This window comes from Maribacter sp. 1_2014MBL_MicDiv, assembly GCF_001865655.1.
In the GTDB taxonomy this organism is placed as follows: domain Bacteria; phylum Bacteroidota; class Bacteroidia; order Flavobacteriales; family Flavobacteriaceae; genus Maribacter; species Maribacter dokdonensis.
On the sequence record NZ_CP011318.1, the window covers coordinates 3049930 to 3072127 of the forward strand.

A 22198-nucleotide genomic window follows, 5' to 3' on the forward strand; every position below is an offset into this window, starting at 1 on the left:
TTTTAGTAAAATTAAGAAATCAGTATAAACTTAGGCATTTAATTGTTCATATAGTTTTGTGCACTCTACAGCTTCTTTAACATCATGCACCCTTAGAATTTTCGCTCCCTTTTGTAAGCACGCCATATGCAATGCTGTGGTGCCGTTTAAAGCTTCGTCCGCAGTTACGTCTAATGTCTTGTAAATCATTGATTTTCTGCTAATACCTGCTAGTAAAGGGTGTTCAATAATACTCATTACTTCCATTTGTTTTAAAAGCTCAAAATTTTGTTCCAGGTTTTTTGCAAAACCAAATCCGAGATCAATAATAATATCTTTAACACCTAATGCTTTTGCGGCGGAAAGTCTTTCTGAAAAATAAAAAAGTACTTCCTTTAAAATATCCTTATAATCTGTTTGTTGCTGCATGTTTTTGGGTGTACCGCGCATGTGCATCATAATGTATGGTACATTTAGTTTGGCTACAGTGCTCAACATATTAACATCATGTAATCCCGCGGAAATGTCATTTACTATAGCGGCACCATTTTCAATGCATGCTTTAGCGACATTACTTCTAAAAGTGTCTATTGAAAGAATAACATCTGGAAATTTATTGATTATTAAACTTACAATTGGTGTAATTCGTTTTAATTCTGTGTCCTCATCAACCTCTTTGGCACCTGGTCTGCTACTATAAGCTCCTACATCTATAAATGTTGCGCCTTCATTTAGCATTTTATCAACTTGGTTCAGTACACTTGCTTCACCCTTATATTTACCGCCATCAAAAAAAGAATCTGGGGTAACATTTAAAATGCCCATTATTTTGGGTCGTTCAAGAGAAATAAGTTTGCCGTTACAGTTTATGGTCATTTTCAATAATTAAAAGGAATTTGTGGCATTTTCCAAGTTTAAACCATCTATCTTGATGGTTACAATTTTTTAAGCGAAATTTACACAAATTAGATAGAATTACATGCTAGATACGGCAAAGGAATACGATGAGGTAATTGAGATTTGTATTAATCTATACCAGAAAAAAATGTCAGATTACGGCAGCGCTTGGAGAATTTTAAGATTGCCTTCGCTTACGGATCAAATTTTTATAAAAGCACAACGTATACGTAGTCTTCAAGAAAATGAAGTTCGCAAGGTGGATGAAGGTGAACGCTCAGAATTCATAGGTATCATTAATTACTCGGTAATGGCACTAATTCAGCTAGAATTAGGTGTAGCTGATCAGCCTGATCTTTCTACTGAAGAGGCTGTGGAGTTGTATGCCAAGCATATTAAAATTACCAAAGAACTTATGTTGAACAAGAACCATGATTATGGAGAAGCTTGGAGAGATATGAGGGTAAGTTCACTTACAGATCTTATTTTACAGAAATTACTTCGCGTAAAACAAATAGAGGATAATAAAGGTAAAACATTGGTTAGTGAGGGTATAGATGCCAATTATCAAGATATGATCAATTATGCGGTCTTTGCATTAATACATTTAGGTTCAGAATCAGAAAAATAAAATTAAGAATGAAGTATTTAGTAGGTGTCGTTAGAATTTTTGTTGGAATACTTTTTATCATTAGCGGATTTATAAAACTGAACGATCCCGTTGGTTTTTCATTTAAACTAGAAGAGTATTTCAGCCAAGGTGTATTGGACCTTCCTTTTTTAACTCCGTTCGCATTGGTCATTTCTATACTTGTGGTAATCGTAGAGGTAATGGTTGGGGTAATGCTAATTCTGGGCTATAAACGTAAACTTACTGTGTGGACCTTATTGGCAATGATAATTTTCTTCACGTTCCTTACATTTTATTCTGCATATTTTAATAAAGTAACTGATTGCGGTTGCTTTGGCGACGCAATTAAATTGACACCTTGGGAGTCTTTTACAAAAGACGTGGTACTGTTGGTGTTGATTTTAATTATATATGTTGGTAGAAAATATATAACTCCTTTAGTGAATTCTAAGACCTTGATGTCTGTACTATATGTTTCTTTTATTGCTTGTATAGGGTATGTGTATTATGTGTTGAACCATTTACCGGTTATTGATTTTAGACCCTATGAGATTGGCAAGAATATAGAGGAAGGTATGAACACTCCTCCAGATGCTCCAAAAGCGGTGTTTGAATATAAATGGAAGTTTAATGTCAACGGCAATGAGGAAATTTATATCACCAACGGAGATTACCCAACGGTAGACGGGGAATTTATAGATGTGGAAACTGAAGAAATTCAAGCAGGATATGAACCACCTGTTCATGATTTCACTATAGAGCAAAACGGAGAAGATTTTGCAGCATCATTATTGCAAGAGCCTAAATTGGTAATGGTCATAGCATATGATTTGCGTAAGTCCAATCTTGAGGTTTTCAAAGAAATAAAAGCTGTGACGGATAACGCGTTAAAAGCGGGTTATAAAGTTATAGGTATGTCTGCTTCCGGTCCTGATCAAACAGATGCGTTGAAAAAAGAAAACAACCTGGCGTTTGATTTTTACTTTACAGATGAAACAACACTTAAAACTATTGTTAGATCTAACCCGGGAGTTTTAGTATTGGAGAAAGGAACCATAGTGCAAAAATTACATTACAATGATTTAGAAAATTTGATTTTCGAATAAATATAAACTGAAACTGAACAACTAGAAACAAAAATATGAGAGCAAAGATAGTAGCAGGTAACTGGAAAATGAACAAAAACTTGGCAGAAACAGAAACACTTTTGGCTGAGTTATCTGCAAAATTACCAGATACGAATGCAGAAGTAATGGTAGCACCAACCTATGTGAATTTAGCAAGCGCCGTGCGTACTTTAGAAAATTCTAAGATTGAGGTTATAGCGCAGAATATGCACTTTGCTGAAAGTGGAGCTTTTACAGGTGAAATATCTGCAGATATGTTATTGAATATTGGTGTTGATACCGCCATAATTGGCCACTCGGAAAGAAGAGCCTATTTTGCAGAAAGTGATGCAATACTTTCAAAAAAGGTAATAACAGCTTTACAAAAAGGCATTCGCGTAATGTTCTGTTTTGGAGAGGAGCTAGAAGATCGTAAATCAGGCAACCATTTTAAATTGGTAGAAAGCCAATTGAAAAACGTACTTTTTAATTTAGAGCCATCTGCGTGGTCTAATATTGTTTTGGCTTATGAGCCAGTTTGGGCAATTGGTACAGGTGAAACGGCTTCTCCAGAACAAGCGCAAGAAATGCACGCATTTATTCGTAAAACTATTTCTGAGGCATTTGATGCAACCATTGCAAATAATGTAACCATTCTTTATGGTGGTAGTGTAAAACCGGGTAATGCGGAAGAAATTTTCTCTAAACCAGATGTTGATGGTGGCTTAATAGGCGGGGCATCTTTGGTAGCAGATGATTTCATAGCGATTATAAATGCTATTTAAGTTCACTAAACTATAATGAGCGATATCGTATACATTGAATACCGTTTTACGGTAAAACCAAAAGAACCGGCTTCAGACATTCTCATTGCAGAATTGGGTGAAGCCGGTTTTGAAAGTTTTGTAGAGGAAGAGGATGATGTTTTGGCATATATTCAAAAAACAGATTGGTCTTCTGATATTTTAGATGACATTTATATTCTTGGAAATTCCAATTTTGAGATAACTTACCAGTATAAAGAGATTGCGCAAGAAAATTGGAACGCTACGTGGGAGCAAAACTTTCAGCCCATTATCGTAGATGATGTATGCATGATCAGAGCACCTTTTCATGAGAAGATTCAGGTGGATTATGATATTGTAATTGAGCCAAAAATGAGTTTTGGAACCGGGCATCATGAAACTACGCACATGATGTTACAGCATATTTTACAGTTAGATGTAGAGAATAAAACCGTTTTGGACATGGGTAGTGGTACAGGGGTTCTAGCTATTTTGGCCGGTATGCGTGGCGCTACGAATATTGATGCAATAGATATTGATAATTGGTGCTATCTAAACGCTAAAGAAAACGTGGCACGAAATAATATGGATTTTATATCGGTTTATGAAGGAGATGTTACTTTGTTAAAGGATAAAAAGTATGATTTGATCATTGCGAACATTAATAGAAACATTTTGTTGGCCGATTTACCTAGCTATGCGAAATGTTTAAATAAAGGTGGTGTTTTATTATTAAGTGGTTTTTATACCGAAGATTTAGAAATGATTTCGCAAAAATGTACCGAATTAGAGTTAAAGTTTGAAAAAAACCTTGAACGAAATAATTGGGTTGCAGCAAAATATGTAAATTAGTTAGTATTAATTGAGATTCATATGAGCACAAAAGAAGAAATTTACGAAGAACTACTCCTTGAAGAAGAGACGGTTCAGCAAAATGAAATCGTTCTTTTTAATGATGAGGTGAATACATTTGATCATGTAATAAATACATTGATTTCAGTTTGCGAACATTCTCCTGAACAGGCTGAGCAATGTTCTTTAATTGTACATTACAAAGGAAAATGCACGGTTAAAACTGGAGAATATGAAGAACTTAAACCGCAATGTTCAAAATTATTACAAGCAGGACTTAGTGCAGAAATTACTTAAGTTTAGCTTGGTAAAATGAAAGTTTAAAATGAATAAACGTAAAAAGACCCCTTATTTCTATAAGGGGTCTTTTTATTGATTAATCTAAAAAATAAATAAAATATAAGTTTAGATCGAAATTATACCAATGGCACGCCATTCAATCTTTTTTCAATCTTCTTCTTTTTCTCGGTTAATCTTTTCATTACGTCCATTAAACTAGGATCCTTAGTTTCTTTATAAACTTCGTTGATGCTTAAGATAAGTGCTTTTGCCTCTCTTGATGCTTCTACTCGGTCACTAGTGGACATATTGCTCATTTTTCGACTCTCAAATTCCTGAGCTTTTTCAAGTAACTCCATGTGATGCTTTTTTTTCAAAGTTAACATAATATTCAAATTACGCAATTCTTTGTCGATTGTATATAGTTATGAGGCTATTAGATAATAGTATTTATGAACAATTTAACGAAAATGGTCAGTTTAACGTCTTTTTTTTAGGGTTGAAATGCAATTTTTATGACAGAAGAAAAATACCAACAGTTTATAATCTCTTTTTAGTTGATGAAATATGAATAATTTGGGGTAATTAATTCAAAAATTAAGAATCAGTTAATAAGTTACGCCTTAAAAAATCCTTATCTTATTTTTAGACGAAAATATTTGCTAAATCTTTAAAAAAAGATATATTTGTGTAATCGATTGCATTAAATTGAGTTGTTTATAGATTTAGAGCATTCCAAGAAAGTATTCATTTAGAAATACGAGGTAATTAAGTGTATTGATCAACTTCTATTTTTGACAATGTAACTAAAAGTAAAACGTATAACAGTGGTAGCTAGCAAGTCATTTATTAAGGAAGATTTTTTATTGGAAAATAAATTTTCACAAAGATTATTTCATGATTATGCTTCGCAAATGCCGATCATAGATTACCACTGTCATTTACCACCAATTGATATTGCCAATAACCGTCAATTTGAAAACTTGACCAAAATTTGGTTAGATGGGGATCATTATAAATGGCGTGCCATGCGAACTTTTGGTGTTGAAGAAAAATATATCACTGGTGATGCCTCGGCAAAAGAGAAATTTACCCAATGGGGCAGAACGGTTCCCTACACTTTAAGAAATCCGTTGTATCATTGGACTCACCTTGAGCTGCAACGTTATTTTGATATTGACATTTTATTGAATGAGAATACAGCTAGTGAAATCTTTGAAGAGGCTTCCTCAAAGCTGCAAACAACAGATTTCAGTTGTCATAATCTAATAACCAAAATGAATGTTGAGGTTATTTGTACAACAGAAGATCCAATTGATAGTTTAGATCATCATGTTAAAATTAAAAATAGCGGTTTTAATGTGAAAGTGTCCACTGCTTTTAGACCAGATAAAGCAATTGTAATATCTAATGAAAACTATCTGGAATATATTAATAAGTTATCTGAAATAAGTAATGTGTCCATCGATTCCTATAAATCTTTGTGCGATGCGCTAAGCGTGCGTTTAGATTATTTTGAAGCTAATGGGTGTACCTTATCTGATCACGGCTTAAGCTATGTGCCTTTTAGAAATTTTACAGATACGGAAATAGAAGGTATTTTTCAGAAAAGGAGGGCTAAAATACAGTTGACATTAAAAGAGTCTGAAAAATTTCAGACTTCTATATTGTTGTTTTTGTGTGAGCAATATCACTCCCGTGGATGGATTCAGCAATTTCATCTTGGAGCATTACGGAATAATAATGCTAGAATGACTAGAATTCTTGGTCCTGATACTGGTTGGGATTCAATAGGCGACTATTCACAGGCAGAGACACTTTCAAAATTTTTAAATAGATTGGACGCTAAGGATAAGCTTACCAAAACCATTTTATATAACCTTAATCCAGCAGATAATGAAGTACTGGCCACTATGATCGGTAATTATAATGATGGTACCGTTAAGGGAAAAATGCAGTTTGGTTCTGGTTGGTGGTTTCTGGATCAAAAAGACGGTATGACCAAGCAGCTCAATGCATTATCCAATATGGGGCTAATTAGTTGTTTTATTGGTATGTTGACAGACTCCCGTAGTTTTCTTTCGTATCCCAGACATGAGTATTTCAGAAGAATTGTTTGTAATCTTTTTGGTCAAGAAATGGAGAGGGGAGAGCTGCCTCAAGATTTTGATTTGGTAGGTAAAATCATTCAAGATATAAGTTATTATAATGCTAAAGAGTACTTCAAATTTTAAATACTAATATTCAGGTTCCTTTAAACCGTTTAAAACCATACTATGAAAAGTATACAATTGCTATCGCTACTAAGTTTGGTCATTACCTTTTTAGGTTGTGACATAGAGAATGAAGCAAAGACGTTAAGGCTGGGGCATGGTTTAGATGTAAGCCATTCGGTACATAAAGCAATGGTTAAAATGGGTGAAGATCTCTTGGAGCGTTCCGGTGGTAAACTTAAACTTGAAATATACCCTAGTCAACAATTAGGAACGGAAAGAGAGTGTTTGGAGCTTTTGCAAATAGGTAGTTTAGATATGACAAAAGTTTCTGTAGGGGTATTGGAGAATTTTGCACCGAAAATGAAGGTATTGGGTCTTCCCTTTCTCTTTAGAGATCGTCAACATTCTTTCAGTGTACTTGATGGACCTATAGGCGAGCAATTATTGAACGAAGGGGAGCAATATTGGTTAAAAGGTTTGGGTTATTATGATGCTGGCAGTCGCAGTTTCTATACCATGAACAAGCCAATAGAAAAACCAGAAGATTTGGTCGGGGAAAAAATACGGGTAATGGAAAGTGCAACGGCAGTGAACATGGTCAAGGCTCTTGGGGGATCGCCAACTCCTATTTCTTGGGGTGAACTTTATACTTCTTTACAACAAGGTGTTGTTGATGGTGCCGAGAATAATCCTCCTAGTTTTTACCTGTCAAGGCATTATGAGGTTTGTAAGTACTACTCATTAGATGAGCATACGGTGCTGCCGGATGTTCTGTTAATTGGTACTTATGTATGGAATAAATTGAATGAGCAAGAGCAAAAATGGTTGAGTGCATCGGTAAAAGAATCTGTAAAATATCAGCGTGTTTTATGGGCAGAGGCAGAAGAGGAAGCTTTACGTGAAGTTCAAAAGGCTGGTGTTGAAATTATTCGACCAGACAAATCACTTTTTGCGGAAAAGGTAAAAGATATCTATGAAGGTTATAAGGATGATCAGGATATATATCCGCTTATCAAACAAATTCAAGAAACAAAATAGTCTGCTATGCGAAATAAAATAGACGCCGTTTTAGGCAAGACCTTGGTGCTGATTATGTCGGTTATGGTAATTAACGTACTATGGCAAGTTTTTACAAGATATGTTACCGGTAACCCCAGTTCATTTACAGATGAGCTTGCTCGTTATTTAATGATATGGATCGGCGTTCTAGGCGCGGCATATGTATCGGGTCGTAATCTTCATGTTGCTATTGATATTTTACCACTTAGGCAAAATGAGAAAACACAGAAAAAGTTAAAGATAATTGTAACCATTCTGGTAATACTATTTGTATTGTTCGCTTTTGTGATCGGAGGGTCTCGTTTGGTTTACATCTCATATGTACTGGGGCAACAATCACCTGCATTGCAAGTACCTCTGGCATTGGTTTATATCATAATTCCCATTAGCGGATTACTGATTATGTATTACAAAATTTCTGACCTTAAAAATATGAAATCATGATGGAGCATTTACCTATTCTAGTATTAGTGCTGAGCTTCATATGTTTACTATCCATTGGTACGCCGGTAGCATGGAGTATAGCTATTTCTTCATTGTTGACCATGCTGGTAAGTATACCCGCAATGCCTGCATTTACAACGGTATCTCAACGGATGGCTACGGGGCTTGATAGTTTTGCCCTCTTGGCAATTCCGTTTTTTGTGCTTTCGGGCGAACTTATGAATAAGGGTGGTATAGCCCATAGGCTAATCGCCTTTGCCAAAACTTTAGTTGGTGCCTTTCCCGGTGGTTTAGCTTTAATAAATGTCATAGCCGCAATGTTAATGGGTGCTATTGCAGGATCTGCTATGGCTTCTGCATCAGCAATGGGTAGTATACTTGGACCTGAAATGGAAAAAGAAGGCTATTCAAAAGAATTTGGCGCAGCGGTCAACATTACATCTGCTACAACTGGTTTAATAATTCCGCCTAGTAATGTGTTGATCGTATATTCATTGGCAAGTGGTGGAGCATCTATAGCTGCCCTGTTCTTGGCTGGGTACGTTCCGGGAATTATGACCGGACTTTTTTTAATGATTGTGGCAGCTTTTTGGGCAAAAAAGAAAAAATATAAGGTAGGTAAACGTAGTAGTTTTAAACAAGTAGGTAAGACATTCATAGATGCTTTGCCAAGTCTTTTTATGCTCGTGGTAGTAATTGGCGGTATTGTAACGGGGATTTTTACCGCTACTGAAGCCTCCGCCATAGCCGTGCTATACAGTTTAATTTTAGGTTTTATATATAAGGAAATTACCGTGCCTAAACTACCACAGATTTTATTGGATTCTTCTGCCACTACGGCTATTGTTATGTTATTGATAGGTTCATCAATGTGTATGTCATGGGCTTTGTCCTATGAAAATATTCCGCAAGATATCAGCTCTGGACTATTAAGCTTAAGTGAGAATAAAATTGTGATTCTTTTGATCATAAACTTACTATTGCTCTTTGTGGGAATTTTTATGGATATGACTCCCGCCGTTCTGATCTTTACACCGATATTTTTACCTGTGGTAACCAAGTTAGGACTTGATCCCGTTCACTTCGGTATTATTATGGTTTTGAACCTTTGTATAGGTTTATGTACACCGCCCGTAGGCTCGGTACTGTTCGTTGGAGTAGGTGTGGCTAAAACTACTATTGAAAAAGTGTTTAAACCATTATTGCCTTTGTTTATTGCAATGATCATTGCACTGTTCTTGGTCACTTATATTCCACAATTGAGCTTATGGTTACCAAGTTTATTTGATTTGTAGGATTAAAGAAGGTCTTATTGTTTATGTGGGTATTGTTGAAGTTAAAAAGAATACTTCTAGAGGAATAGTTCAATAATCTTTATGTTTTGCTGGACGATTTTCTGACAATTAATTTTGCTGGCAGCACCACATTGTTCTGAACTTTTTCATTTGAATCATTTTCAATTTGTTCTAAAAAGACCTTTGCCGCCATTTTTCCCATTTCCAATGGTGATTGATCTACAGAGCTAATTGATGGTTCCATAAATTGCGTAAAGGGTTCGTTACTAAAACCTACAACGCTTAAATCTTCTGGTATTCTAATAGATTTACTTTGTAAGTATTTGACTGCACCTAACAATCCGTTGTCTGTAGATGAAAATATGGCATCTGGTGGTTCTGGTAAATTCATAAGCGTTTTTGCTGCATCTTTACCTGCCTCCATATTACTTTGTAAGGAAATTACATATTCCTTTCTAAAGGGTATGTTATGTTTTGCCAGCGCATCTTTATATCCTTTAAATCTATGTTGGTAAAGTTCAATACTTTGGTCAACGTCAAAGTGCGCAATTTTTTTACAGCCTTGTGCAATTAAATGCTCCGTTGCAACAAAACCACCTTGGTAATCATCAATGGTAACAGTGCTTATTTCATTGAACCTTATAACCCTATCAAATAGTATAAAAGGAGTACTTTTTTTAACGGTCTCCTTGAATTCATCTTTATTCTGCTCGGTAAAAGATGTAGATAATAATATACCATCTACCTGCGCATTCAACAGGTTCTGTATAATTTTCTTCTCCCGGTTTCTATCCTCATAGGTTTGCGATATAATTACATGAAAACCTTTTGGATATAGTTCATCTTCTATACCACGAATTACAGAGGCAAAGAAATTTTTATTGATGAAAGGTACTACGACCCCAACATTTTTACTTTTACCACTTTTAAGTGCTAATGCAAGCCTATTCTGTTTGTAGTTTAATTTGGTAGCGGTAGCTAGTACAAGATTGCGTGTTTTTTCGCTTATTTTAGGATTATTGTTCAAAGCCCTTGATACCGTTGCAGCGGTAATGTTCAATTCTTTTGCAATGTCGTAGATGGTAGCCTTTTTGCTCATAGAAAAATGTATGATAAATTTACGAAGATTGAATAACTTACCGTGCTCAAAAATGTCTTAAAATAGAAGGGTGTTTAAATTTTAAAACTAAAGCCTTTCTCTACTTTTTTATGATATTTATTTTGATCGAATTCAAATAGAAAAGCACCTTTTTTAGAGGAGCTCATATCTTTCTCTTTCAATTTTGTCAATAAATCCAATGAGTTGAATTTGTTAATGAAGTTTCGCTTATCCAGTTCGGTATCCAAAATAGCTTCGTAAAGCTTTTGGAGCTGTCGCATCGTAAATTTTTCTGGTAAAAGTTCAAACCCAATAGGCTTACAACTTATTCTATTTCTTAAAAGAGTCAATGCTTCTTTAACCATTATATTATGGTCAAAAATCAAAGTAGGTATATCTTTTATGTCAAACCATTTAATCGGATTTTGCCTCAGTAATTCTTTACAATGGTGTTCTATATTTATAAGGGCAAAATAGGTTACCGAAATGGTTCTTTCTTCCGGATCACGGTCTATTTTAGAATAACAATGAACCTGTTCCATATATACCTTATTCAAGCCTGTTAAGTTCTTTAATACACGGGCAGCTGCTTCTTCTAGGTTTTCTTGCATTTTAAGAAAACCACCAATAAGTGACCATTCTCCTTTAGCTGGTTTAAAGTCTCGTTCAACGAGCAAAATTTTTAATTCTTCTTGATAAAATCCAAAAATTATACAATCTATAGCAAGTAGTACTTTGTCCTCTTTGCGATAATTATTCAAAACCATTATTCATTTTTTGCGAACCTAAATTAATGAGTTTCAATTGAACTGAACCACGTTTTTGGTAGAAAAGGTCTATAGTTTTTTCTATAGTTGGCTATTAATAAATGTGTTAGTTGTTTTTTAAAGGCTTTGATTTGCCTTGCAAATGGTTTTTTATATCTAGATAATATTACGGGAGCAAGTGGAAAACGCAGGGAGAACTAATTTTGGAATAAACCCTGAAAATGTTATTCTGATGATTGTATTTTTTTATTTAGAATCATTTAAAATTAGTTCGATTTAAAAAATTAAAAAAAAGTCTCCCTAATTATTGTAAGAAGTTCGTTTCCATTAATTTATGAATATTTGTCACATTTTATTATGAAATTGATTAATATATCTAAGTATTTGGTGTTGATTATTACTATTTTGATAATATATTTAGATTTCAACATGGAATATGTTAAGGGGATTTGGCAAAATGATAAAATTTCAATGAGGATTAAAAAAAGTAATTATGGTGTTACGGTAAATAAGGAAAAGGTAGAATTATACAAACTGTATAATTTGGACGGAATTCAAGTAAGCATAATAACTTTTGGAGGAAGAATAACAGCTGTTGAAACTCCTGATAAAGATGGAAATATTAAGAATGTTGTTTTAGGTTTCAAAAACTTGGAGCAGTACGAAAAACCTAACCCATATTTTGGAGCTCTTGTTGGAAGATATGGAAATCGTATTGCAAAAGGGAAATTCATCTTAAACAATTACGAATATCAACTAGCAAAAAATAATGGTGAAAATAGTCTACACGGTGGTGTGGTAGGTTTTGATAAAGTGGTTTGGAAAGTTGAAGATATTCAGGAAAATAAAACCTCGGCTTCTTTAAAACTTAGTTACTATAGTAAAGATATGGAAGAGGGTTTTCCCGGTAATTTAAAAACAACGGTCACCTACACACTAAATTCTGATAACAGTCTTGATGTTTTATACGAAGCAACTACAGATAAAACTACCATTGTAAACCTTACACAACATTCCTATTTTAATCTTTCGGGGGATTTCTCTCAACCTATAATTGATCATGTCGTGGAGATCAATGCAGACAAATTTGTGCCAGTGAATGCTTCGCTGATTCCTACAGGTGAGTTGGCAGTTGTAGATGGTACACCGTTCGATTTTAGAATACCAAAATTGGTGAGTAAAGCTATAAACATGAGCAACGATCAAATTACTTTAGGTGGTGGTTTTGATCATTGCTGGGTGTTGAACAATTCTGATAAAGGGTATAGGCGTGTAGCAAAGGCATATCACCCAGAATCGGGCAGAGGTGTTGAAGTAATTACGGATCAACCAGGTATGCAATTTTATACAGGAAATTTTTTAGATAGTACGCTACCAAGACCAAACTGTGGTTTTTACGCAAAAAGAAGTGGCTTTTGTTTTGAAACCCAACATTTTCCAGATGCACCAAATCAACCAAGTTTTCCTTCTGTAGTACTAACTCCGGAAGAAAAATACCTGACAAAAACCACTTTTAAATTCACAGTTAATAAACCATTAACATGCAACAGTTAGACCATTTAGATTGGATCAGTATTTCACTCTACTTTTTATTACTTGTAGGTGTAGCCATATGGGTAATCAAGAAAAAAGAAGATAATACGGAAGATTACTTTTTAGCCGGCAGAAACGTTGGCTGGTTTGTAGTAGGTGCTTCAATATTCGCATCAAACATTGGCTCAGAACATGTAGTCGGTTTAGCTGGCACGGGAGCAAGTAATAAATTGCCCTTGCTTATTTATGAGATACATGCCTGGGTTGTATTAATGCTAGGTTGGGTGTTTTTACCATTTTATGCTAGGAGTGGCGTGTTTACTATGCCAGAATTTTTAGAGAAACGTTTTGATGCCAGGTCAAGATGGGTGTTATCGGTTTTCTCTATTGTTGCATATGTGCTAACTAAAATATCGGTGACCATTTATGCAGGTGGTGTGGTAGTTTCTGCATTATTGGGTATAGATTTTTGGACGGGAGCCTTAGCTACGGTCATATTAACAGGACTTTATACTGTTTTTGGCGGTATGCGGGCAGTGGTATATACAGAAACGTTACAGGCAATTTTATTAGTGGTTGGCGCTGCTGTATTAACGTTCATTGGGTTAGATAAAGTTGGTGGATGGGGAAGTATGGTAGAAACCTTGGGACCAGAATATTTTAATATGTGGAGACCGGCGACCGATCCGGATTTTCCTTGGCCTTCATTGTTCATTACAAGTACTATAGTCGGTATATGGTATTGGTGTACAGACCAATATATTGTACAGCGCACATTAACGGCAAAGAACATAAAAGAAGGAAGGAGAGGTACCATATTTGGAGCATTGTTAAAATTATTACCTGTTTTTTTGTTTTTGATACCAGGAGTTATTGCATTGACGTTGAAAATGCGAGGAGAATTACATTGGGAGAGTGCAGATGAAGCATTTCCGGTGTTAATGAGTAATTTGTTGCCATCAGGCCTTAGAGGTCTTGTGGCCGCAGGGTTATTGGCCGCTTTAATGAGTTCTTTGGCTTCGGTATTTAATTCATGTTCTACCTTGTTTACAGTTGATGTCTATAAAAAATTACGTCCGGATACACCAGAGAAAAAACTGGTGAGAACAGGACAAATAGCTACTGTTTTTGTGGTGATTATAGGTATTATTTGGATTCCGATAATGGCAAATATTTCAGGAGTGTTATATGAATACTTGCAAAGTGTACAATCTTATATTGCACCACCCATTACTGCTGTGTTCTTATTGGGAATTTTTTATAAGCGAATTAATGCTACGGGAGCTTTTGCAACCCTTATCATGGGAATTTTAGTAGCCTTTTTTAGAATTGCGTTAGAGTTGCTTAAAGATAATTTTGATTCCGATGGGATATTATATAATCTGGGGGATATGAATTTCTTGACTTTTGGTGCTTGGTTCTTTTTATTCTGTTTAATCTTTATGGTAGTAGTTAGTCTATTAACAAAATCTCCTGATAAAGAGCAAATAGTTAACCTAACATTTGGTACTATAACCGAGGAAGAAAAGAATAAAAATAAGAATAGCTATAATTGGATCGATATTACCGTTTCTATTTTTATTGTATTGATCGTAATAGGTATTATGGTGTTCTTCAACGGAAAATAACAACTTGGTTTACTAGTATAGAAAGTGTCACCTATTTTGGGTGGCACTTTTTTCATTAAAACAGATGTGCATTATAAATAATTGCAATAGAGATAAAGAATTGATTTTCAGAAAATTAATTTTAAAGCACTAAAAAAATATACACATGCAAAAACCAAATAAAAGACTCGTAGGACAAACCTGTATCATCACCGGTTCTAGTGATGGTATTGGTGAAGCGGTTGCCAAAGCAATGGGAATGGAAGGAGCCAATATTGTTGTTAATTATCATAGTAGTAAAGTGGAAGCTGAAGAGGTAGCACATTGGATCAGTGAAAATTCTGAATGTGGTGATGCCATTGTGGTCAAATGTGATGTTAGCAAGGAGGATGAAGTGCAGCGTATGTTTAAAAAAACGATATCAAAATTTGGTACTGTTGATGTATGTGTAGCCAATGCTGGTTTACAATTAGATCACCCATTACATGAAATGCCATTATCTGATTGGCAGCGAGTGATAGATGTAAACCTTACCGGTCAATTTCTTTGCGCAAAAGAGGCTATAATAGAATTTAAGAGAAGGGGAATGCGACCTGATATTTCCAATTCATTGGGGAAATTAATTCATATGAGTTCTATACATGAAGTAATACCATGGGCCGGTCATGCTAATTATGCAGCAAGTAAAGGTGGTTTGATCATGCTAATGCAAACTATTTGTCAGGAATACGGACCGGATAAGATACGTTGTAACTCCATTGCACCCGGTGCTATTAAAACAGATATCAATAAGGATGTATGGAGTACCCAAGAAGGTAGAGATGGTATGTTAAAATTAATACCTTATAAGCAAATTGGAGTGCCCGATGATATAGGAAGTGTAGCAAGCTGGTTGGCATCAGATGAATCTGAATATATAAACGGAACTACCATTTTTGTCGATGGGGGTATGACCTGCTACCCAGGTTTTACTGCTAATGGGTAATTGGAAACAAAAAAAAAATAGCCACCCAATTGGGTGGCTATTAGTTATTTTAATGAGAACTAATTATTGCATCAAAGGAGTGTAATCAAATTTTTGACCACCTACAGATGCATCTGCCATTAAACCGGCCTTTGGTAAAGCAAAAACGGCAACACCATCTCTGTATTTTGCATTTACAGCAACACCAGATTTAAGTGCAACTGCAGAAGCTTCAGCAGAAAACTCAAAGTCTCCTTCTTTAAACTCGGCTAAATCCTCAGCGGTTTCAAAAAAGATTACTTCCGTAATTGCTTGTCCGCCTGCTTGTAGACCTACACTTAATTTTTTTAGGTCGGCCATACCAACCTTTTTGCCATTTTCATATACTACACCGTTCCCCGATGCACCACCAATTATGAAGCCTCCTTTTCCAACGTTAGGAAAAACTACATATCCTGCAGAGTTGTTAAAGAACTGGTCTAAACCAACATCCATTGTCATTAATTTTTCCTTTGCATTTTCGGCATCTTTAATTACTTTTTTGTCCTTACTGCTTTGTGCATTTACTCCAACGGCTACAAATAAAATAGCTGCTAATGTTATAGATTTTAAAATTTTCATCTGTTCTAGTTTTATGAATTAATTAGAATTGTTTCTATACCACAAAGTTAATTTGAAAGGCAGGTACTGTTTGGTTTTATCCACATAAATATTGATTCAAATGCATGTTAAATATTTGTGAATCAGTTAATTGTAAGTTAAAAATTTAGATTTTATTTATTTTGAAATAGCTAAATGATTTGTGCACAGCATTTTAAATGCTTTTAATATTTCTTAAATATTTGTTAATTTAAAGTTTTCGTTTTATATTCATGACATATTAAAAGGAGATAATAATGGAAAAGCAAGAATATTTTTTTGACTCTAAAATGATAGCTAACCTTTTAATAGCTCTGGCATTACTTTTATCAGCTGCCTATTATATAAGTAATGCTAAGGAAATTGAAGACGAGGTAAATACAGTAATTATATCCTCTCTTAAAGATGTTAGCAATAGCTTGGCTGAACAAGAGACAACTAGAAAATAATTGTAATTTCTGACCATTACCAAAGCTACAGGTAAATAATCTGTAGCTTTTTTATTGCCTATTTTTTGCCAACTATGACATTTGCAACCAGAGCAGCTATGATCATAAGTATTCCTATAAGGCTCCAAATAGAATAAATATCTCCAAACCAAAATATGCCAACCATAATAGTGAAGATAACTTCAATATATTTTAATGGTGCCACTAAATTTGTTTGTGCAATTTGAAATGCTTTGGTCATGAAAACTTGTCCAAAGAATCCAAAAATCCCTAAACTTAATAATAAAAGCCAGTCTATGCCGGTTGGGGTAATCCAATTGTTTATACTTAACAACCCGCCTATTACGGTACCTGTAAACATAAAGTAATTCACAATGACCATTGGGTGGTCATTGTTTCCAATTTTTCTAATAAGTACATAAACCAGACCACTAAATACGGACGCTGCCAAAACCAAAAGTAAGCCTGTTGAATTAATAGTATTGTCAAAACCTTTAAGGACTAACACTCCTCCAAAAGCAAAAAGAAATAACAACCACTGAATAAGTTTTAGTTTCTCTTTAAGTAATAATACTGCAAAAATAGCGGCATAAATAGGAGCAAGATATCTTAACGATACTGCTGTGCCAACAGGTAAATATTGCAAAGACATAAAAAACAAGCTCATAGCGGTTAATCCCGCAAGAGCTCTAAATATCATGAACCTACGATTGTTACCCAATATTGGGATTTTCTTGATTATTATGTATGATGTTCCTAAAATTAAAGAACCAATGGTTCTGAAGAATACAATTTCAAAGGTGGGAAAATGGCTTAGGTATTTTACGAACGAGTTCATTAAACTAAATGAAAACGTACTAATGATCATAAACAAAATGGCCTTCTTCACAGTTCAAAATTATCAGTACAAAGGTAAATGCCTGTATTTGAAATCTTCTAGTTAAACGCTGATAATTACATTTCTCATTAAAGTTTTATCACTTTGATAATATAACATGCTTGAAAGAAGTTGTTCTATAGAATTAGAGTAGTTTCTTCATTAAACTAAGAATAAAACCGATCATTTCTTAGCATTTTAATGTCCTTCAAATTAATTAAGGGAAGTTTTAATTTTAAAGGTCTTGAAATTTGACAGAATTATTTTATGGTAATTGTTATAATAGCCACAATGGTAGGGGAAGTTTTTGATAATTCCCTTAACTTGGCGGTACAATGCAGATACATTGTAGCTAATACTGATGAATAATAAAAACTTAATTTCAATTATACAAATACAGATAAAATGAACGAATTATTATCCTTAAAAGATAAAAATTATGCACTCTCAGGTGGAACAGGAACCTTAGGTGGATCCATTGCCCAATATTTAGTTGAAAATGGTGCTAAGGTTTTATTGTTAGGAAGATCAGAAGATAAATTAAAGGATAAGCAGAACGAGCTGAATGCGCTGGTACCAAATAGTACATTCGTTTTTAAGGTCGATGTCATGGACGAGTCTGAACTTGTTAAGCTGAAAAATAAAATAAAAGAAGAATTTAAACACCTTGACGGACTAGTAAACCTAGCTGGCGGTAATATTCCGGGAGCAACCTTAAAGCCAGACCAAACAATTAGGGATATTTCTATGGGTGATACTAGAAAGGTTGTTGATATCAATTTATTCGGTACGGTTATACCAACTGTAATTTTAAGTGAATTAATGGTAGAGCAGGGCTATGGCTCAATTGTTAATATTTCTTCAATGGCCGCAAAACAAACCATTTCTAGAGTTCTTGGGTATTCAATGGCCAAGAGTGCCGTAGATATTTTCACCAAATGGATGGCCAATGAACTGGCTTCTAAACATGGAGATAAAATAAGGGTAAATGCCGTAGCGCCCGGTTTTTTTATAGGCAATCAAAATAGACGTCTATTGACCAATGAGGACGGTTCTTTTACCGAAAGAGGTAACAGTATTATTAAAAATACTCCAATGGGTAGATTTGGCGATGCGTCTGAGTTAAATGGTATGGTTCATTACTTGCTTAGTGATGCATCTAGTTTTGTAACCGGTAGTATTTTTGATGTGGATGGTGGCTTTACTTCCTTTTCTGGAGTGTAAATGCAATTTTTCAAGTTTGGCTATTCTTGTAATCGATTACCTAATTTACCATTAATTTTCATGCGCTTAATTTTTTATAGTTTACTTGTTTTCTTCTGTCTTTTAATCTCTTGTAATTCAGGTTATCATGAAACAGAAGTGTCTTTAGATTCATATGTTGTAGAGGACGGTTTCAACTTAAAGGTTTTGGCGGCAGAACCACTTCTCAAAGCTCCTGTTGCCATAGATTTTGATGCTAAAGGTAGAATTTGGGTAGCGCAAATGCCTGGGTATATGAACGATCTTCAAGGGTCTGGTGAAGAGGAACCTTCCGGCAGTATTGTTATTCTTGAAGACTTGGATAAAGACGGTGTCGCAGATCATTCTAAAATATTTATGGATAGTTTGGTAATGCCTCGAGCCTTGGCGCACGTTTATGGTGGTTTACTGTATGCAGAACCTCCATATTTATGGTTCGTGGATATTGAAAATGATAAGCCGGTAAACAAAGTTATGGTTGATTCAATTTATGCGGTTGAAGGTAACCCGGAACATCAGCCAAACGGATTGGAACTGAATATTGATAATTGGATATATAATGCAAAGTCTAATTTTAGATATCGAAGAATTGATGGTGTTTGGAAAAAAGAACCCACGACGTTTAGAGGCCAATGGGGCATTACCCATGATAATTTTGGCCGACTTTACTATAATGATAATTCTAGAATTTTATTGGGAGATTATGTGTTGCCAAATACGCTGATAGATAACCCATATTATACACCTAAAGCTAGCGTAGATAAACTATTGACCAATGATCAAAGGGTGTATCCTGCTTTTGCGGGGTCTGTAAATAGAGGGTATGCAAAGGGTGTTTTGAATGCGGATAGCCTACTCGTCAATGCTACGGCAGCTTGTAGTCCATTGGTTTATAGAGGAGGAAGTTTTACTCAATCTTATTCTGAGAATGTTTTCGTATGTATTCCTGAAGGGAATTTGATAAAGCGTTTGCGTTTAAATTTTATGGGAGATGCTACCAAAGCAGAACAAGTTTGGCAGAATAAGGAATTTATAACCTCTTTAGATGAAGGGTTTAGACCGGTAAGCTTAAAGAACGGCCCCGATGGTAGTATGTATGTGGTGGATATGCATAGAGGTATGATCGGGCATCATGCATATATGAGTCCGTATCTACGGGATAAAGCAAAGGCTAAAGAGTTAGATACGATTGTTAACTTCGGAAGGATTTTAAAGGTGTCCCATAATAATGCAACTAGTAATAATTTACCGGATTTTGATACCTTAAATGCTAGTGAATTGGTTTCATTGCTACAAAATGATAATGGATGGATTCGTGATCGTGCCCAGCATTTTTTAATCTTTAAGGAGCTGAAAACGGTTATTGACGATGTTAAAGACCTTGCATTGATCAACAAAAATCCTTTAGGTCAACTACATGCACTTTACGTTTTAGAAGGCTGGAATGCCTTGTCCTTCGATTTTCTTGTAAGTGTTATAGAAGAAAGTAATAGTGAAGTAGCCTCTCATGCTTTGATGATTTCAAAGGATTTTATTTCAGAAAAGTCAATTGAACAGGCAAGTCATATTTTTAAGAGTGCTTTAGATAGGAATGATTTAGGTTTAGATGTATACCTAGCCAATGTTCTAGGTCACTGGGTTAAAATTGATAACCATCGATTTCAGCCTTTATTGACCAAAATCTTAAAGCGAAGGGAGATGAATACCACTGTAATAGATGCTGCAATCAGTGGGTTGGAAAAGGTAGATACCGTTTTATATGATGATCCGGTCATAAAGAACAACCTCAAAAACACCTCTTTCCTTAGTAAGCTTGAAAATGCGATAACCAATAGAAAATCTGATAAGATGAATGCTATTTATACTCGTGAAGTAATACGTGAAGATACGCGTACTAGTGGATCTAAAATGTTTTTTCAAATTTGCGCCTCGTGTCACGGTGCAGATGGTAAAGGTATTGATGGTTTGGCACCACCACTTATGGGATCTGAGCATGTTAAGAATACAGAGCGTTTGGCATTGATTATATTACACGGGCTAGAAGGTCCTGTTCATGTAAATGGAGAACGTTATGATATAAATTTGGCAATGCCCGGACTTATTAGAAATGAATCTATAAGCGATCAAGATATTGCCAATATTATATCATATGTAACCAATGCTTTTTCTGATCGATCCAGAAGTTTAAGCAACAAGCGAATTAGTGAGTTGCGAAACGTAAAATCATCTACGGGGATGGAGTTTACCGAACCGGAATTACAAGCTTTAGATAAAAAATAGAACTATTTTAAGCTTTTTCTAATTCCCATTTCCAAACCTCTTAATTCAGCTAAACCTCTAAGTCTACCAATGCCAGAATACCCCGGATTGGTTTTCTTTCTAAGGTCGTCTAACATTTTATGGCCGTGATCGGGGCGTAAGGGCATTTTAGTGTCGTTACGACCAGCGGCTTTTCTTTTATTTTGCTCATTGATCAACGCTTTCATTACCGAATACATATCAACATCACCTTCTAAATGATTCGCTTCATGAAAACTACCATCGGCATCGCGCTGGGTACTACGTAAATGTATAAAGTGAATTCGATCTCCTAAACGGTCTACCATACCCGGTAAATCATTGTCCGGTCTTACACCAAAAGATCCTGTACAAAATGTTAATCCGTTATTAGGGCTATCAACGGCTTTATAAAGATCAACAATATCTTGTTCCGTACTTACCACTCGTGGTAAACCTAAGATAGGAAAAGGTGGGTCATCTGGATGAATACACATACGAATACCCGATGCTTCGGCTACCGGAATAATTTCAGATAAAAATTCAAATAGATTTTTCTTCAATTCTTTTGGTCCTATGGCATCATAGGTTGCTAAAATTTCATTGAATTCCTCTAATGTGTACCCTTCTTCAGCACCAGGTAAACCGGCTATTATGTTACCGATAAGCTTGTTTTTGTCCGCTTCTGAAAGCTTTTGGAAATAGGCTTTGGCAGCATTTTTTTGTGTCTCGGTATAGGTGTTTTCCGCTCCGGGTCTTTTTAACAAATATAATTCAAAGGCAGCAAAGGCATTAGCTTCAAACCGAAGCGCGGTAGAGCCATCTGACACTTCGTAATCTAAATTGGTACGTGTCCAATCTAAAACGGGCATAAAATTGTAGCAAACCGTATCTATGCCACATTGTCCAAGATTGGTAATAGTTTGTTTGTAGTTGTCGTAATAAGTTGTATAATCTCCTTTTTGGGTCTTTATTTGCTCATGAATTGGAACACTTTCTACGACCGACCACGTTAAGCCGGCAGCTTCAATAGTGTTTTTTCGCTTCATTATTTCATCTACGGACCATATAACTCCGTTGGGAATATGGTGCAATGCGCTAACAATTCCTGTTGCACCTGCTTGTTTTATATCTGATAACGATACTGGATCATTTGGTCCGTACCAACGCCATGTTTGTTCCATTATATTTTTTTAAAATT

22 protein-coding genes are annotated in these 22198 nt (G+C 35.2%); 15 read left to right on the plus strand and 7 right to left on the minus strand.

Annotated features, from left to right (window positions below):
* Positions 1-30 precede the first annotated feature (30 nt).
* On the minus strand, positions 31-855 hold the full coding sequence (gene folP / locus YQ22_RS12845) for a dihydropteroate synthase (protein ID WP_071341512.1): 825 nt from the start codon (positions 853-855) through the stop codon (positions 31-33).
* A gap of 103 nt (positions 856-958) precedes the next feature.
* On the opposite strand from folP, the gene YQ22_RS12850 reads away from it, so the two are divergent.
* Genes YQ22_RS12850 through YQ22_RS12870 form a run of 5 tightly spaced genes read left to right on the plus strand, consistent with a single transcriptional unit; the run spans position 959 to position 4547 of the window.
* Complete coding sequence (locus tag YQ22_RS12850; protein ID WP_058103636.1) at positions 959-1507, plus strand: DUF1599 domain-containing protein; 549 nt, start codon at positions 959-961, stop codon at positions 1505-1507.
* Between the two features lie 8 nt (positions 1508-1515).
* The gene (locus tag YQ22_RS12855) at positions 1516-2613 is read left to right on the plus strand and encodes a BT_3928 family protein (RefSeq protein ID WP_071341513.1); all 1098 of its coding nucleotides are present in this window, start codon (positions 1516-1518) and stop codon (positions 2611-2613) included.
* Positions 2614-2648: 35 nt separating this feature from the next.
* Positions 2649-3398, plus strand: a complete 750-nt coding sequence (tpiA, locus tag YQ22_RS12860; RefSeq protein ID WP_058103634.1) for a triose-phosphate isomerase — start codon at positions 2649-2651, stop codon at positions 3396-3398.
* 15 nt (positions 3399-3413) lie between these two features.
* Entirely contained in the window at positions 3414-4250 is an 837-nt protein-coding gene (prmA, locus tag YQ22_RS12865) for a 50S ribosomal protein L11 methyltransferase (protein WP_071341514.1), read from the plus strand.
* Positions 4251-4271: 21 nt separating this feature from the next.
* Entirely contained in the window at positions 4272-4547 is a 276-nt protein-coding gene (locus tag YQ22_RS12870; RefSeq protein ID WP_027064640.1) for an ATP-dependent Clp protease adaptor ClpS, read from the plus strand.
* 119 nt (positions 4548-4666) lie between these two features.
* On the opposite strand, the gene YQ22_RS12875 is transcribed toward YQ22_RS12870, so the two are convergent.
* Positions 4667-4888 carry a hypothetical protein gene (locus tag YQ22_RS12875; RefSeq protein ID WP_058104301.1) on the minus strand — a complete coding sequence of 74 codons (222 nt, stop codon included), beginning with the start codon at positions 4886-4888 and terminating at the stop codon, positions 4667-4669.
* A gap of 468 nt (positions 4889-5356) precedes the next feature.
* On the opposite strand from YQ22_RS12875, the gene uxaC reads away from it, so the two are divergent.
* From uxaC to YQ22_RS12895, 4 genes are read left to right on the plus strand one after another with little or no spacing between them, the layout of a single operon-like run.
* Positions 5357-6763 (plus strand): glucuronate isomerase, encoded by a 1407-nt coding sequence (uxaC, locus tag YQ22_RS12880; RefSeq protein WP_071341515.1) that lies wholly within the window; start codon positions 5357-5359, stop codon positions 6761-6763.
* 42 nt (positions 6764-6805) lie between these two features.
* Positions 6806-7783 carry a TRAP transporter substrate-binding protein gene (locus YQ22_RS12885; protein ID WP_071341516.1) on the plus strand — a complete coding sequence of 326 codons (978 nt, stop codon included), beginning with the start codon at positions 6806-6808 and terminating at the stop codon, positions 7781-7783.
* A 6-nt stretch (positions 7784-7789) separates the two neighbouring features.
* A complete protein-coding gene (locus tag YQ22_RS12890; RefSeq protein WP_058103630.1) occupies positions 7790-8248 on the plus strand; it encodes a TRAP transporter small permease in 459 nt (152 codons plus the stop codon).
* Positions 8248-9543, plus strand: coding sequence for a TRAP transporter large permease (locus tag YQ22_RS12895; protein WP_071342587.1), 1296 nt, complete (start codon positions 8248-8250; stop codon positions 9541-9543). Before YQ22_RS12890 ends, YQ22_RS12895 begins: the two co-directional genes overlap by 1 nt.
* A gap of 79 nt (positions 9544-9622) precedes the next feature.
* Here the strand turns inward: YQ22_RS12895 and YQ22_RS12900 are convergent, their stop codons facing one another.
* Together YQ22_RS12900 and YQ22_RS12905 are read right to left on the minus strand one after the other, a co-directional pair.
* A complete protein-coding gene (locus YQ22_RS12900; RefSeq protein WP_071341517.1) occupies positions 9623-10642 on the minus strand; it encodes a LacI family DNA-binding transcriptional regulator in 1020 nt (339 codons plus the stop codon).
* 74 nt (positions 10643-10716) lie between these two features.
* Positions 10717-11409: an NUDIX hydrolase gene (locus tag YQ22_RS12905; RefSeq protein WP_071341518.1), complete on the minus strand. Its 693-nt coding sequence runs from the start codon at positions 11407-11409 to the stop codon at positions 10717-10719.
* Positions 11410-11880: 471 nt separating this feature from the next.
* On the opposite strand from YQ22_RS12905, the gene YQ22_RS12910 reads away from it, so the two are divergent.
* The 3 genes from YQ22_RS12910 (at position 11881) to YQ22_RS12920 (ending at position 15534) form a co-directional block, all read left to right on the plus strand.
* Positions 11881-12963, plus strand: a complete 1083-nt coding sequence (locus tag YQ22_RS12910) for an aldose epimerase family protein (RefSeq protein ID WP_335625866.1) — start codon at positions 11881-11883, stop codon at positions 12961-12963.
* Complete coding sequence (locus YQ22_RS12915; protein ID WP_071341520.1) at positions 12951-14570, plus strand: sodium:solute symporter; 1620 nt, start codon at positions 12951-12953, stop codon at positions 14568-14570. Before YQ22_RS12910 ends, YQ22_RS12915 begins: the two co-directional genes overlap by 13 nt.
* Before the next feature lie 145 nt (positions 14571-14715).
* Positions 14716-15534, plus strand: coding sequence for a glucose 1-dehydrogenase (locus YQ22_RS12920; RefSeq protein WP_071341521.1), 819 nt, complete (start codon positions 14716-14718; stop codon positions 15532-15534).
* A 63-nt stretch (positions 15535-15597) separates the two neighbouring features.
* Here YQ22_RS12920 and YQ22_RS12925 read toward each other — a convergent pair whose 3' ends face one another.
* Complete coding sequence (locus YQ22_RS12925; protein ID WP_071341522.1) at positions 15598-16134, minus strand: YSC84-related protein; 537 nt, start codon at positions 16132-16134, stop codon at positions 15598-15600.
* 275 nt (positions 16135-16409) lie between these two features.
* On the opposite strand from YQ22_RS12925, the gene YQ22_RS12930 reads away from it, so the two are divergent.
* The gene (locus YQ22_RS12930; protein ID WP_071341523.1) at positions 16410-16601 is read left to right on the plus strand and encodes a hypothetical protein; all 192 of its coding nucleotides are present in this window, start codon (positions 16410-16412) and stop codon (positions 16599-16601) included.
* Between the two features lie 58 nt (positions 16602-16659).
* Here the strand turns inward: YQ22_RS12930 and YQ22_RS12935 are convergent, their stop codons facing one another.
* Complete coding sequence (locus YQ22_RS12935; RefSeq protein WP_257786205.1) at positions 16660-17490, minus strand: DMT family transporter; 831 nt, start codon at positions 17488-17490, stop codon at positions 16660-16662.
* A 393-nt stretch (positions 17491-17883) separates the two neighbouring features.
* Between YQ22_RS12935 and YQ22_RS12940 the strand changes: the two genes are divergently transcribed.
* Together YQ22_RS12940 and YQ22_RS12945 are read left to right on the plus strand one after the other, a co-directional pair.
* On the plus strand, positions 17884-18702 hold the full coding sequence (locus tag YQ22_RS12940) for an SDR family oxidoreductase (protein ID WP_071341525.1): 819 nt from the start codon (positions 17884-17886) through the stop codon (positions 18700-18702).
* A gap of 60 nt (positions 18703-18762) precedes the next feature.
* Positions 18763-21000 (plus strand): DUF7133 domain-containing protein, encoded by a 2238-nt coding sequence (locus YQ22_RS12945; RefSeq protein ID WP_071342588.1) that lies wholly within the window; start codon positions 18763-18765, stop codon positions 20998-21000.
* A gap of 2 nt (positions 21001-21002) precedes the next feature.
* Here the strand turns inward: YQ22_RS12945 and uxuA are convergent, their stop codons facing one another.
* The gene (uxuA, locus tag YQ22_RS12950) at positions 21003-22181 is read right to left on the minus strand and encodes a mannonate dehydratase (protein ID WP_071341526.1); all 1179 of its coding nucleotides are present in this window, start codon (positions 22179-22181) and stop codon (positions 21003-21005) included.
* Positions 22182-22198: the final 17 nt, after the last annotated feature.